Genomic DNA, 14,296 nt, shown 5'->3' with positions numbered 1-14,296 from the left:
AACCTGTTATTTCTCTTGTCTTGCCTTACAACCTCAATCTTTCGCTCTGGTATTTCCGATACATGTATCTGAGTGGGAGTTTTATCCGTCTTCTATTTTGAGAAATGTCGGTTTAAGCGGCTAAAAGTAATTGCTTATCATTTGTTTCAAAACCGATATTCAGAGAAGGTTTTTTTAGGGAAGAAATGATAAGCACAAAGTACTCCCATTCTATTCATTTAAAAAGTTGTTTATAGAGCGATTCTGGTATGCGGCAGCTTACAAATATTTTGTAATTCATCGTTTACACATTCAATAATAGCTCTCTTTCTGAGCATGATTTTATCTGCTTGGGAGATATTGAATTCTTTCCATATTTTTCCGTGGTTTGGTAATCATCTGTATGCCGTTTCCCCCCAAATAAATCTGCTAGTGCCTTTGATATATAGCATTTATCATCGAATAGTTTACCAAATATATATTCTGTCATGGAGCTCATCAGCTTCACATTTCTGTCATCAACATTGCCTTTTGTTTAGTAGAAAGATAGAATTTCACCTCTGTTATTGATAATCAGATGCAGTTTAAAGCCATAAAACCAGCCCAGTGAACACTGTTCCCGTTCGGCTACAGCAGCAAATACCTTATGGTTATGAATCCCTCTGTTATGGCATACCTTAATGTGGGTTGAGTTTATAAAATTAATTCCGTGAGCGTCCAAGACAGTTGGCTTTCAGAAAAAGCATCATAGGTACAGCTACCCTTTGCTGTATTTCAACAAAGCTGTTATAAGATACCAAACCTGGGAAATAACACTTGAAGTAAGGCTACAAAAAACGATATTAACTACTCTCTTTTATATAAATTTAATTTTTATTTAGTCTAGAAACAAACTTTTTAATTATAAGCTCTATTAATAAGATAGTTTTCGGATAAAAAAGGATAATTTTTATCTGGAATAAAAAACGAAGACATATTTAACGTTTCATTTACAGTAAAGTAGTAGGGTACATTTAGCTTCTCTAATTTATCCATCGGTAATTGATCAACAGTATTAAATATCTTATATTCCAAATTATTTTTGTTCTTTAATAACGCCAATTCTCTAATAGAGTCATATTGTGCGATAATTATGATATTGGAACGATTTCCTTTCAAATTTTTAAGAACATTAAATTCACTTTCAATACATGAGAAGCAATTGTTTTGAGAAATTTTTAATATAGTTATTTGACTTTCCCCAACAACTGACTTTAATGACTCTTTCTGACCATTTTCTCCTTCAAGAACGATAGAATTTGATAATGGAAAGGATGGAAAACTAAATGAATATTTAATAATAAAATCTGTAAGAAACTTCTTTTCCATTTCTAAAAGAGACTCTTTTTGTTTACTTGCCTTACTAAAAAGCATAAATTTAGTAATCAAACATACATTTAATAAAAAAAAGATACTAAATAGTATTATCAAATAATATTTCTTCATATATCAAAACTCCTTAAGGTTATAGAAAAAAAGTATAGGATTACTATTCAAGCTTAAGTTATTAGCCAATCGATTAGCTACGACAGTATCTTTCCCTACAGCTAATGCCTTCAAATTTAAAACTTCCATTGACTTAGCAAATGTAACCAAGGTATCTCCGCCTTTTGTTGCAATAGGAGTCGTTATGAAGTTATGCATAGGATCAGATATTAGATAGCGACTTGTAATAAGAGTTTTCTTTGATTTTTTCGAAAAAAACAATTTCCGATTTCCCTTAGGAGTATTTACAATAAAATATGCGAACCGGTCAAGATCCGCATAATCTCCTGAGAAATAACTATAAGAATCTTGTAATTTCAAAAAATTAACATCATTTAAAGTCTCCCTCTCTTCTGAAGGAATGCCTTTTCCGTTAAAATCCAAGGAATATAAAAGTTTTGTACTATTATTACCTACCTCATAAATTGTATTGCTATAGCGTGGGTAGAATAACACCTTTGAACCAAAGGTTCTAAGGGGAGCTGCATTAAAATAAGTAAAATCTCTTTCTTTATTATTAAAAGGAAATTCTGCGCTCACTATCTTACCACTCAACTCTGCCGTCACTAAATAGTGATTATTTATTTTCGGATTTTGCTTATTATAGGCAGTAGCAGTAGACATTGCGAAAATATTAGAATTGATATAAGCAAACGCCGAAAAAAGGAAAGGCATAGGATTGGAACGTAAAAATTCACCTTCATAATTATATACATTAACCTTCCTGCCTTGTAAATCTAAGACATATAAATATTTATTAACCGTATCTAAGGTAAAATCTCGAATTTCTAAAAACTCTCCTGGAGCCTGCCCTTTTCCATCTATTTTTTTAAGAAATTTGCCGCTATCACTATATATAAAAATTGCTTCTGCAATATCTTTATCTGCTATAAATATCTTTCCACTGTCAAAAACCAATTTATCGATATTACCGATTAATGCATCATTTTTTGTTTCTAGTTTCAAAAAAAAGGAAGATTTAATTATATCGGAAAACTTGATTATAGAATCATTTTCTAAATTAACTTTAATATTTTGGTATTCAGAACTGATTGCAATATGTTTTTTTTCCAGCTTATTGCAAGAAACTGCGACTAAAATTATAGAACAAAACAACGACACAATTTTCATTTTTTGAATAGTTTTATCACTATAAATAAAAGAGATTACATTAACCTGGGAAACATATGACGTGGCAAATTCCCGAATAATTCCTTTTCTTTTCATTTCACTTTGTTATTATACACGCTTCCCCCTAAAAATCTTTTAACTTAAAAAGAAGCAAGACAGGATTGCTCTTGTCGTTTAATTTATTTCTGATCTTTTCCGGCAGGTTGACATATTGGGTAGGGTGAATTGTTGTAACAAAGTAGTCGCCTCTTTTCGCCTTTAACGCATTCATCAGTCTTTGTTCAGGGTTTAACCTACTTTTATATAAGTCAAACTGTTTCACCTTTCCGCTCTGTTTGGAATAAAAAAGGTTAATCATGCTTGAAGAATAGGAATAGCGGAAGTATACATATTGATTGTTAACAAGCAACCAGGTAGGGTCATCTACCCACTTACTGTCTATCTGGGACGAATATTCGGCAAAGTCCTTAAAAGCTTTTCCCCCGAACAAAGTTCTGGAGATTTGGTTTTCTTTGGGAACATCTAAATGGTAGGCTGCGTTTACACCTTCTTTACTAACAGAATAAATCGTATCACCAAGCGTAGGAAGATAATACAGTGAATCCCCATTCGTATCGAAAGCACGCCCTCCGGCATATCCCATACCGATAATTGCCGGTGGTATGGCCAGATAGGAATTTATAAACTTCATATTTTCTTCATTACTATAAATGGCAAGCCGGTTTTTATCCTTACCTCTGGGAAAGGTTCCTCGATCAAAAACATAAAAATCATTTTGTTTGGCAAACCTCAACCCAGATTTCTTTCCATCCAGGATTTTCCTTTCCCTCATCAGCTTCCCTTCCATATCATAAGAAAATATCTTTTTCAACTTTGGACTTAACACCTCTACCCAACCATTCTCTTCATCAAAAAGCGCATCAGCCATTTGGGGGTACTCGCCCGGTCCCTGCCCTAAACGGTTGATCCGGGACTTTGGAACTCCATCCTGATCAAATACAAAAATTGTTTGCTGACGAAAATCCGCCACAATAATTGTACTATCGCTAAAAAACAGTTTATTGATATCCTGTATAAAAAAATTGGATGTAGTACCTAACGGAAGATAATAGAAATCATCTGCTATATCTTCCAAAAAAACTTCCTGCCTATAAGGTTCAAAAGTTATAGGAGTAGATTTAACCGTTCTGTTTCCATTACGGTCACCACAGGCTATATTGCTAATTAGCAAGCTGATTCCTAAAAAATAGTTTACTATTCTTTTCATTTTACGCTATGGCCATATAAACTTTTCTTCTAAAAGTCTTTTAACTTAAAAAGAAGCAAAACCGGATTGCTCTTGTCATTTAATTTATTCCTTATCTTTTTCGGAAGATTGACATATTGGGTAGGATGAATTGTCGTGACAAAATAATCTGCTTTTTTTGCTTTCATTACATGTAACAGCCTCTGTTCTGGGTTTAACCTGCTTTTATACAATGTCATCTGTTTCACTTTTCCGCTCCGTTTCGAATAAAAAAGACTAATCATACTTGAAGAATAGGAATAATTAAGATAGATATATTTATCGTTAACAAGCAACCAAGTAGGATCAGATACCCACTTACTATCTATTTGGACCGAATATTCGTCAAAGTTCTTAAAAGCTTTTTCCTGAAACAAAGTTCTGGGGATTTGGTTTTCTTTGGGAACATCTAAATGGTAGGCTGCGTTTACACCTTCTTTGCTAACAGAATAAATCGTATCACCAAGCGTAGGAAGAAAATACAAAGAATCCCTGTTCGTATCCAACGTATTCCCCCCACAGTATCCTATTCCGGTGATTGCCGGAGGTATTGCCAGATACGAATTTATAAATTTTATATCGCTTCCATCGCTGTAGAAGATCCCCATCCTGTTTTTATCCCGGGGATAACAGCAACGGTCAAAAACATAAAAATCTTTATGTTTGGCAAAGCGTAACCCGGACCTTTTACCATCCAAAATCTTTTTTTCTTTCACCAGTCCTCCTTCCTGGTCATAAGAAAACACTTTTTTTACTTGTGGACTAAACACTTCTATCCAGCCGTTCTCTTCGTCAAAAAGCACATCAGTCATCTGAGGGTACTCGCCCGGGCCCTGTCCATAGCGGTTGATTTTAGTTTTAGCAACTCCATGTTGATCGAACACAAAAACCGCTTTTTGACTAAAATCAGCAACTATAATTGTACTATCTGTTAAAAAAAGTCGATTAACATTCCTTATAAAAAAATGGTTGGTGGAACCTAACGGTAGATAATAAAAATCATCTGCTATGTCTTCCAAAAAAACTTCCTGCCGGTAAGGTTCAAAAGTAATGGGAGTAGATTTAACAGGTCTGTTTCCATTACGGTCACCACAGGCTATACTGCAAATTAGCAGGCTGGTTCCTAAAAAATAGTCTACTATTCTTTTCATACAATAATTATTATATTCCAAGACTTGTGAGCTAAAAAAGTTCACAAGTCTTGGAACTACTCACTCTTTCAAAAGCTATAACTCATTCACTTAAATAGACGGTGAAGTTGGAGTACAGTTATAGTTCTGATCAACTCTATCACAATCATCACATGCTGAGCCATCCTCATTACATATAAAAGTTTTCTCATAATTATAACAAGTATAATATTTTCCTTCACTTGGATTCCACCATTGATAAGGTTCCCCCAATTGAACACTAGAATAATCTCCTTTAGAAAGCCCTTCCGGACAAGTACTGTTCTCTCCCCCTCCTTCTCCCCCTTCCCCATTTTCTCCTCCCGTCTGCGCATAAGCTTTCAGGCTTTCAAGAGATAAATTGCTGGTGTTGCTATTCTTTTGGACGAACATCATGATGTTAAAAATAAATACAAAAAGAAATACAGCACTTCCAATTACCTTAGCTACTAAGGGAATTGCTTTTTTTTGTTTTTTCATATAAAAAAAATTAAAAGGTTTATATTGTTATAAAGTTACCAATCTACAATGCAGAAAATCTGCACTCAGATTTTTTCTCCAGATAGGCAATCAGTTGAAATATCTCAATAATCAATATAAAGGACTCCCAAATCCATTAATGTGTATAAATCCTTGTAATATTATTCTTCCAACCTAACAGGCGGTAAATTGGAAAATGAGATACTATAATACTTAATAGATTATAATTTCTTTGGAGACTCGGAATTTCGGTAATAAAACCAATAAACCAAAGGAATAAAATACAGACTAATTGGTGTACCAATCAGCATTCCACCTATCAGCGCTAATGATAATGGCCTTTGCAACACAGACCCGATATCATTTCCGAATAAAAAAGGAATTACCGAAAGAACAGTTGTCATACTGGTCATGATAATAGATTTTAACCGCCTGGTACCTGCTGTATGAATGGCATCCATTAAATTATAGCCATAATTCTTACATAAGTCGTTTATGGTATCGATTTTTAAAATCGAATCGTTTATAATAATCCCGCACATAACCACCAGACCTATCAGTGAAATAAGATTTAAAGAGGAATTAAAAACATACAGTAAAATCAACGCTCCGCTCATACTGATAGGCAACTCAAACAAGACTATTAAAGGTTGTATAAGCGATTCGAACTGCGCAGCCAGAATGAAATACAGTAAAAGTACAGATACCAGTAATACAATAGTCATTTCATTAACCAGCTTTTTATTCGAGAAATAGCTTCCTTCGTAGGTAATTTTCAGATTATCCTTTCCCTGTATTTCTGTATTCAAATAATGAATTACTTTTTCGGGATTGGAGGTTTCAATAGGCAGGGAAATAAAATTACCATTTCTTCCGCCTTCTATAGTCTTATAGTAAGCCTCTTCATTCATATTTAAAAAACCTGAAACAGGAATAGATATTCCTTTATTATTACTTACCGTTACAGTATGTATAACTTCCGCAAGATTACTCGGGGGATAACTAACCACGATAGGGACCTGTTGCGGGCCATTGCCCAGTTTACTAATCTCGCTGACATTTAACAAGCTCCTTAATCTGGCATAAACCTTATCCATAGAAAGATCGTACAATAGTAATTTCTCCTGATCGATATTTAAAATAAGTGTTTGCTGTAAAGGAATCTGATTAATATGAATTTCAGGGAATCGGGCATTCAATTTTTTAACAACCTGGTCTACCACTTCTTTAGAGGGTAATAATTTATCTCCCGATTGTGATAATTGGACCACAAGATCGGTCTCACCATTCTCAAATATTCGTTCGAAAAGGCTTTTTGGAGGCCTTAATTCAAAAGAGGCAGCAGGAAAATTTAGGGCCATAAAGCTTTGTATTTTCTCCTTAATATTTTTTAAAGTTTGGACATCTTTAGCTTTTATATAAAGTTCAATTTCTGATAATGAAAGTTGTTTGTCTTTATTTAGCAAATATTGTTGCCCCCCTACTGCCGCGTTCGACTGTGAAATATCCTCTTTTTTAAAAAGATTAATTAACGTTTTCAATCTTTTTACACTCTCATCAGGATGGATATTTTGGTTCCAATCGGCATGCAATACGATCTCCGTTTCTTCAAAAGCGGGTAATTTTTCTCTTTTTAAAATATTAAAAAAGAAAATATTTGAAACAATGAGCGCTAAAACAATGCACAGGGAAGCAAGTTTATTCTTAAAGATCCAATGGAAACCAGACTCATAAAGGCTTTCAAAAAAAGTAATCCCATATTTATCAAAAAAGGCGGTTTCCATCAATCGTACTTTTTTTAAATGGAACAATCTATACAATACGGGAAGAAGCGTAATAGATACAAACAGGGAAACTGTCAAACCAATAGTTATAGCCATTGCCTGGTCGTAAAACAAAGCACCTGATATCCCACTTAAGAATATCAAAGGTAGAAATACCGAACAGGTAGTAAGTACCGAAGAAATTAATGGCCGAATAATTTCGTTAGTTCCTTTTACACAAGCATCAGACAGTTCAAATTTACGTTCGCGATACTGGGTAATATTGTCTATTACTATGATTGAATTATCTATCATCAGTCCTACGCCAAGAACCAAACCGGCCAAAGAAATAATATTGATAGTTATATTAAACAGCTTAAAAAACAGTATACTTAGTATCAGCGAAACGGGAATAGATATACCAATTAAAATAGGACTCCGTAAATTTTTCAAAAAGAAAAACATGAGTATAAAAGCAAAAAAACTTCCTGCCAGTAAATCCTGCTTTAAATTGCTGATTGAGTAATCGAGAAGCTCCGTTTGGTCCTGCGTTTGCTCAAATTGTATATCCGGATATGTCTTCTCGAGCTTTTCGAGCAATTTTTTAACATTTTCATGCAGGTCTTCCATTCTGGAAGCAGGTTGCTTGATAACAGCCAGGCTTAATGCAGGCTCATTATGCGCTATAAATGCTCCTGATGGTTCCTGGCTTCTGATTTCAATTTTGGCTATATCCTTTAATTTGAATATTCTTCCCCTAAGGATAAATGGAATATTACGAATATCTTCAACTGAGGATATATTCGCCGATGAGAACCGTATGTTATATTGTAAATCGCTATCTGTAGCTCTTACATTACCCAAAATCAGGTTATTGCTTTCGATAATTCGCTTAAAATCGTCATCTTTAAAGTTTAATGCCTGCATAATTGCTTTATCCGGGATAATACAAACCTCTGAATGTACCATGCCGGTAATATCTACAAAAGCGATCTCTGGCAACTGTTCCAACCTGCGTTTAATAACTTTTTCAGCAAAATTGCTCAATTCAATAAATCTGAAGGAAGCATCTTTAAATGCATCATTTTTTTTCAAGCGAAGATTAATATAAAATACAGGCAAGTCTGTTATACTCGATTTAATTACGATTGGCCGTTCCATATCTCGAGGCAAACTATTCATGGAAAGATCAATCTTTTCATTTACTTCAAGAAATGCATGGTTAATATCCGACCCATAATTAAACCGCAGGCGAATAATAGAGTAGCCATCTTTTGTTTCTGTATGTATGTCGGCAATATCCGGCACCTGAAATAATAAAGCCTGCAGACGTTTAATCACAGTATTTTCCAATTCATAAGCCGAAAAATTTCTATTATTTACATGAACAGTAATCTCTGGAATATCGATATCAGGCAAGGAAGAAATAGGTATTTTTTTTATAGCAAGAATACCTAAAAGCATTAGTGCAACAAAAACAACAATTACAGCTACCGGCTTATGTATAAGAAACTTGACCATACGCTAATCTTTTATAACCTGTTCTTAATCAATTTAAATTTTCTGCTTTTCTTTCCTATTCCTTTTAAAAACATAGGTAAGAAAACCAGTACTGCTATCATGGAAAAAACCAGTCCTCCGATTGTACTTATAGCAAGCGCATACCAGAAAACATCATTTTTAGAGTAAATAATAAAGGGGATTAACCCAATAATCATTGAAACCGTACTGAGAATAACAGGTATTATTTTAGAGTTATATGATTTTACAAATAATGTCAATTTATCTTTATGTCCCTGATCTTTTAAAAGATTGTTATAATCATTAAGAATAAAGAGCGCGGCATTCACGACAACACCACATAAAATAATAAAAGCTGCATATCCGCCTTCATCAAAACGATAGTCGAAAAAATAAGAAGTGATAAATACCCCAATGAAAGAGATCGGAATCATGGCGATTACAGCTAATGGCTGACTTATAGAGTTTAGTAAAACAGCACAGACCATAAATACAATGGCTATGGTAAGAAAGATAGTCCACGCCAGTTTTTTTTCTGAACCTCTCCAAAAGTTTACTGTGGCACTTTCTATAGTATATCCAAAAGGCAAATTGACTTTTATACGGTTTATGACTCTATCGGACAGCATCGTAGCAAAAAAATGATCTCCAATAAAATTATAATTTACCACAAGCTGATACTGCTGATTTTCCCTAAATATTTTATCTTCCACTTTTTCCTTATCAACCGAAGCGAAGCCATTTAATCGAATGTAGGCTCCCGAGTCGGCCTGTACAGGTTCGTTCATCACCTGCCATATAGTGGAAGTAGGTTTAGTCGGGACTAATACTACCGGAATGTAATTTCCTCGATAAAATATTGATCCTGCGGGACGTTTATCGGCAGAAAAATCATTAAATGCAGCTTGCATATTTCTTGGGGATACATTATTAACCAGTAATTGATCGTTGTCATCAATACGAAAAACAAATTCATCATCCAGCTTTCTTCCCGACCAGTCTCTTTCAGTTCCAATTGAAATCTTATCAACCCTGGGATTTTCGGAGAGTATATCTTTAACCTGTTCTGCCCAATTGCGCAATTCCTGATAATTAAACCCCTGTAAAACGATGCTGTAATTAGCATTCTGTGTATTAACCTGGTTATTAAATCCCTGCCCTACACCACTTATCGTAAAATCTGCCAGCCCCGTATAAATCGCCTTTGTTTCCAGTTCACTTTTTAAAAAATCAGGAAAAACTCCTTCATCATATTCCTCATGAAACAGAATATCAATAGAAGCGCTCTGTCCACTATTAACCTTACATTGAAATTTTTCTATTTCTTTGAATTGACTCAGATAATTCTCGAAATCCACTGCTATCCGATTCATTTGGGCCAAACTTGCTCCCTTTGGCATACTGATATTTACGGTTAACCGGGTACGCTCATGAGAATTATTACCATAGTCAAATCTGCCGGGCTGCGATATAAATAACCGCAATGTCCCACCCAACCATTTTTCAGCCCCGAACCTTATATTTTCGTTATAAAAACTACTACCAAAGGTTGCATTATACATCTTTGCTCCCCAGAAATCTTTTTGTTCGATTTTTGCAGGAAGCATAAAAAACGGAAGGCCAAAGATGAGAATCAGAACTATAATATAATATATCCTGAAACGGCAATTAAAACTTATAAAAAGTGAATAAAATCGGTTCCACTTCACTACCTTCCTTTTCCTTCGGATCATTAAAGACAAGCGCTGCTGTGGCAGAGGTATTTTTTCCAGTAAAGCCGGAATAAGAAATAAGGCTACCAATAAGGAAATCCCCAGATTAACAATCATTACCCATGCGAAATCCAGTAGATTAACTTTTTGCTGCTCGTCCAGAAAAAAAATAATACAAACTGCACCTATTGTTGTTAGGGTCGAGCCTGTTACTGCTAAGAAAACCTTTAAATTATTTTTATGTCGGACATGATCGATAACCACTATACTGTTATCTGTGATCATCCCCATAGATACAGTAATAGCTGCCAGAGAGTAAAGGTTAATTTCCAGCTTCAGACAGTAGTAAAGAATAAATGCTAATAATAAATTAGCTACAAGCGAAATTAGAATAAGGAGTAAATAGTTTAACTGCCGACTCACTATAAATACAAATAGCAGCAGAATTGCCAATGTACAAAGTGAACGCCAAATTATTTTATCCAGCTCTTTTTTGAGATGTTCGGAAGAATCATAAGAGAGAACGATAGAATAATCACCAGGAAGACTTTTTTTCAACTGCTCCATTTGCCTTTTAATTTCTCCTGCCAATGAAATATAATTTGTCCCCTCTGCCGCATATACGATCAGATTAATCGCATTTAAACCATTTATACGATAATAAGATCCGGGTTTCTGTTCCACATATTTTGCTTTAGCTATATCCCCCAGGTAAACAATCCCACCACCTATCTTTTTTACCGGAATACTTCCCCACGGGATAGAATCTGTTCTTCTTGCCCTCAATTTTAGATAACGATATTCGCTATCTCCCGATAAGTAATTATCTACATGCACCCTGCCCAGCTCGTACTCTTTAAAGTACTTATCTATCGCTGATACCATTTCATCTGGAAAAATACGATATCGTACAAGGTCAGAGGAGTTATACTGAAGCTCCCAGTTATATTGATTTCCACCGTAAATACGAATGTCGTATACCCCATTCAGCTGAGCTAATGTTGGAACAATATTTCTTTCAGCATATCGTTGTATTTCAGACAAGTTTCCCCTACCATTTATTGTATAAGACAAAACTGATTTATTCCCCTGCCCCAAAGGCTGATTTACCCTAATTACCGGGTATGTAACACCTATAGGTAATTTTGAGTAAATTTGTCTGATAAGTATCGCTGCTTCATACCTGATTTGGTTTACGCTGCTATGCTCATCCAAATCTACACGGACATATCCTCCTCCTGTATAGGAACTTGAACTGATTTTTTTAACACCTTTTAACGTTGCTAAAGCACCTTCCAAACGAGCTGTTACCTCATGTTCTACCATTTCGGCAGAAGCTTTTTGCCAATTAAAATTTATAGTAATAGAGTTAAGGAAACCCGATGGTTCCAATCTAAGTGAAATTAAAGGCGTAATCGCTATTCCTACAATCATAAAAATTGTAAAAGCGATAATTACACTAAAGGCCGGGAATCCCAGCTTTATTCCTTTATCACAAGAGTTATTGGGGTTCTGATTTGCTATCATCCAGAATCACTTCGGCATCATGCGCCAAATTAAAATTATTACTTATAATAACTTGCTGACCATTTTTTAATCCCGATTTAATAGTTACTAAATGAGTATTCTGGAGTTCGGTTTCTACATAATTCCATTTCGACCGACCATTTTCGTAAGTAAAAACAACTTGCCTATCTTGTCTTTGCAATACTGCCTGTTTAGGAATAAACATTTGTTCCGGAATACCTTTTTTTATAATAACTTTAACACTCATTCCATTTAACAAATTTTCACCGATATTATTTATTACTCCGGTAATCTTAATCATTCCGTTATCATCTATCAAAGGGTTAATATCAGATACGATTCCTTTTACCGAGATATTACTTCCATAAGGAGATACCTCAATTGCGGAACCTTTTGAAATAGAGTGATATTCGGTTTCCAGTACATTAAATTCTACATTCAAGCGAGAATCATCTATTAAGGTACATAATTTCCTAAAGTTATCGCTCGTATTGAATTCTCGTGCTTCCATATTGGCAATTTTCCCCGAAAAGGGTGCAATAATCCGAGTCTTTCCTAAACTTGCCAAAGCTTCTGCGTAATCAAACCGGACACTTGCATATCCGCTTTTAATACGAGCCATTTTCATAATATCGGCAGGAACTTTTGTCGAATCTTTTAGACGATAACCATAATCTATAAGCCGATCATCCAGATCGACCTGAGCTTTTTCCAGAGCTTCCTTAATACGATTAAATTTGTTTCTTAAGTCTGTGTCATCGAGAGTAGCAAGGAGTTGTCCTTTTGATATTCTTTGTCCGTTTTTAACAAAAATTTGTTGGATGGCACCATATACCGGAAACTTTATTTCTGCGTTATTTTCAGCAAAAACTTTTCCATTACTAATAATTTCCTGATTGAAGACACCTGTTTTTACAGGTACGGTTTGCACTACGACTTCTGTTTTTTGAAAAGGGCTTTTTTGGATAACATTATCTGAATCTGTCGTTTCGGTATTATTACAGGATACGATAACTGCCAAAACAAAAAGTGGTATAGGAATTCTTAATATCATGAATAAATGCATAAGAAGAAGTTTATGAAAAAGGATGTTTTATTTTTTACAAAAAAACAATTAAAACAAATAGCTTTCCAACGAGATAACAAATTGCATTAACAAAATCACTAGCGTATTGATTAACTTAAAATGGAAATCAAATCGCCCCTGTCGTTTATAATAATATGTCTCCCTATATCTACAATATTCAACCTCAGCTCCCAGAGATTTTAAAATCTCTATATATTCAAAAACAGTACGTTTAGACACATTAAATTTTTCGGCTAATTGGGATGGACTTCCTGTTCTTCTATGTCGTATCAATTCATCTAGATATTCAAGTCTATCGAAGTAATATTTTGGCATAAACAATAAATTTTGATCTCATGACATGATAAATAAAACTTATTGACACCTATTAGCCCGACAGGTTCTTGAAAGTAATTTTCCCTGTGATTCTCTTATTGATACCTAAATTTAAAAATAGAAATCCTAACAACTTTCTATTATCACCAAAAGGGATGATTTTTTCTTTCATTTGGTTTTATAATTAGTTATTAACAAGATTAGACCTTTTCGTCTTTTTTTTATTGTATTTTTTTGGCAAATCATTCAATAAAATTGCCATTTATTAACTTTAATTATAAACTGTTTTTTTCGAACACATACATTATTATATTCAAAACAAACTATATTCACATATTCAAACAATAGATAGAAACTTGTAATTAAAATTCAGGAGGTAATAATGGATGTAAAATAAGGACATCTGCTATTAACTGATTTTTTGTTCTACCGTCAGCAAAATTCCTTCGGAAGAAGAACTTCGTGAAACCAGTTTACTTGACAGAATTATTAATTTGGAGGGTTTTATCTAAAAACAATACTCTTTAATCCTAAACTGTCTGTAAAATAAAAGCTTAATATCTAAAAAAGAGGTAAAACACCAATTCAAAGTTTAACGATGAAGTTAACTAATAACACTTATGATGTGCCTTTATTGTAAGTAATAAATGGCCAATAGATATGTAAATTGGATTATAATAAAAGAGTCTCTTTAAAAGGAGACTCTGCTATGGTGGAGATTACCGGATTCGAACCGGTCGCCTCTTGCCTGCCAGGCAAGCGCTCTAGCCAAATGAGCTAAACCCCCTTTTTATATGGTGCAA

9 protein-coding genes, 1 tRNA gene and 1 pseudogene are annotated in these 14,296 nt (G+C 34.3%); all 11 read right to left on the bottom strand.

What is annotated here, in order from left to right; genetic code table 11:
- Window positions 1-112: 112 nt before the first annotated feature.
- Window positions 113-803 (bottom strand): annotated as a pseudogene (locus PEDSA_RS20620) (IS982 family transposase); the annotation flags it as partial.
- Window positions 804-876: 73 nt separating this feature from the next.
- Complete coding sequence (locus PEDSA_RS01465) at window positions 877-1,392, bottom strand: hypothetical protein (protein WP_148233481.1); 516 nt, start codon at window positions 1,390-1,392, stop codon at window positions 877-879.
- 75 nt (window positions 1,393-1,467) lie between these two features.
- Complete coding sequence (locus tag PEDSA_RS01460; protein ID WP_013631375.1) at window positions 1,468-2,730, bottom strand: 6-bladed beta-propeller; 1,263 nt, start codon at window positions 2,728-2,730, stop codon at window positions 1,468-1,470.
- 28 nt (window positions 2,731-2,758) lie between these two features.
- Window positions 2,759-3,901 (bottom strand): 6-bladed beta-propeller, encoded by a 1,143-nt coding sequence (locus PEDSA_RS01455; RefSeq protein ID WP_013631374.1) that lies wholly within the window; start codon window positions 3,899-3,901, stop codon window positions 2,759-2,761.
- A gap of 29 nt (window positions 3,902-3,930) precedes the next feature.
- The gene (locus PEDSA_RS01450; protein WP_013631373.1) at window positions 3,931-5,070 is read right to left on the bottom strand and encodes a 6-bladed beta-propeller; all 1,140 of its coding nucleotides are present in this window, start codon (window positions 5,068-5,070) and stop codon (window positions 3,931-3,933) included.
- Window positions 5,071-5,160: 90 nt separating this feature from the next.
- Window positions 5,161-5,568 (bottom strand): hypothetical protein, encoded by a 408-nt coding sequence (locus tag PEDSA_RS01445; protein WP_013631372.1) that lies wholly within the window; start codon window positions 5,566-5,568, stop codon window positions 5,161-5,163.
- Between the two features lie 221 nt (window positions 5,569-5,789).
- A complete protein-coding gene (locus PEDSA_RS01440) occupies window positions 5,790-8,852 on the bottom strand; it encodes an efflux RND transporter permease subunit (RefSeq protein ID WP_013631371.1) in 3,063 nt (1,020 codons plus the stop codon).
- An 11-nt stretch (window positions 8,853-8,863) separates the two neighbouring features.
- Window positions 8,864-12,091 carry an efflux RND transporter permease subunit gene (locus PEDSA_RS01435; RefSeq protein ID WP_013631370.1) on the bottom strand — a complete coding sequence of 1,076 codons (3,228 nt, stop codon included), beginning with the start codon at window positions 12,089-12,091 and terminating at the stop codon, window positions 8,864-8,866.
- Entirely contained in the window at window positions 12,066-13,145 is a 1,080-nt protein-coding gene (locus PEDSA_RS01430) for an efflux RND transporter periplasmic adaptor subunit (protein ID WP_041536931.1), read from the bottom strand. Before PEDSA_RS01430 ends, PEDSA_RS01435 begins: the two co-directional genes overlap by 26 nt.
- A gap of 60 nt (window positions 13,146-13,205) precedes the next feature.
- A complete protein-coding gene (locus tag PEDSA_RS20550) occupies window positions 13,206-13,493 on the bottom strand; it encodes a helix-turn-helix domain-containing protein (RefSeq protein ID WP_013631368.1) in 288 nt (95 codons plus the stop codon).
- A gap of 710 nt (window positions 13,494-14,203) precedes the next feature.
- A tRNA-Ala gene (locus tag PEDSA_RS01420) sits at window positions 14,204-14,280 on the bottom strand.
- Window positions 14,281-14,296: the final 16 nt, after the last annotated feature.

It is taken from the genome of Pseudopedobacter saltans DSM 12145, assembly GCF_000190735.1.
Taxonomy (GTDB): Bacteria; Bacteroidota; Bacteroidia; order Sphingobacteriales; family Sphingobacteriaceae; genus Pseudopedobacter; species Pseudopedobacter saltans.
Note: the sequence above shows the minus strand (reverse complement) of the source record. Positions and strands in the feature narration are given on the sequence as shown.

Coding starts and splice junctions, on each gene's coding strand:
- PEDSA_RS01465 (WP_148233481.1), bottom strand. CDS start 1,392: ATGCTTTTTAGTAAGGCAAGTAAACAAAAAGAGTCTCTTTTAGAAATG.
- PEDSA_RS01460 (WP_013631375.1), bottom strand. CDS start 2,730: ATGAAAAGAAAAGGAATTATTCGGGAATTTGCCACGTCATATGTTTCC.
- PEDSA_RS01455 (WP_013631374.1), bottom strand. CDS start 3,901: ATGAAAAGAATAGTAAACTATTTTTTAGGAATCAGCTTGCTAATTAGC.
- PEDSA_RS01450 (WP_013631373.1), bottom strand. CDS start 5,070: ATGAAAAGAATAGTAGACTATTTTTTAGGAACCAGCCTGCTAATTTGC.
- PEDSA_RS01445 (WP_013631372.1), bottom strand. CDS start 5,568: ATGAAAAAACAAAAAAAAGCAATTCCCTTAGTAGCTAAGGTAATTGGA.
- PEDSA_RS01440 (WP_013631371.1), bottom strand. CDS start 8,852: ATGGTCAAGTTTCTTATACATAAGCCGGTAGCTGTAATTGTTGTTTTT.
- PEDSA_RS01435 (WP_013631370.1), bottom strand. CDS start 12,091: ATGATAGCAAATCAGAACCCCAATAACTCTTGTGATAAAGGAATAAAG.
- PEDSA_RS01430 (WP_041536931.1), bottom strand. CDS start 13,145: ATGATATTAAGAATTCCTATACCACTTTTTGTTTTGGCAGTTATCGTA.
- PEDSA_RS20550 (WP_013631368.1), bottom strand. CDS start 13,493: ATGCCAAAATATTACTTCGATAGACTTGAATATCTAGATGAATTGATA.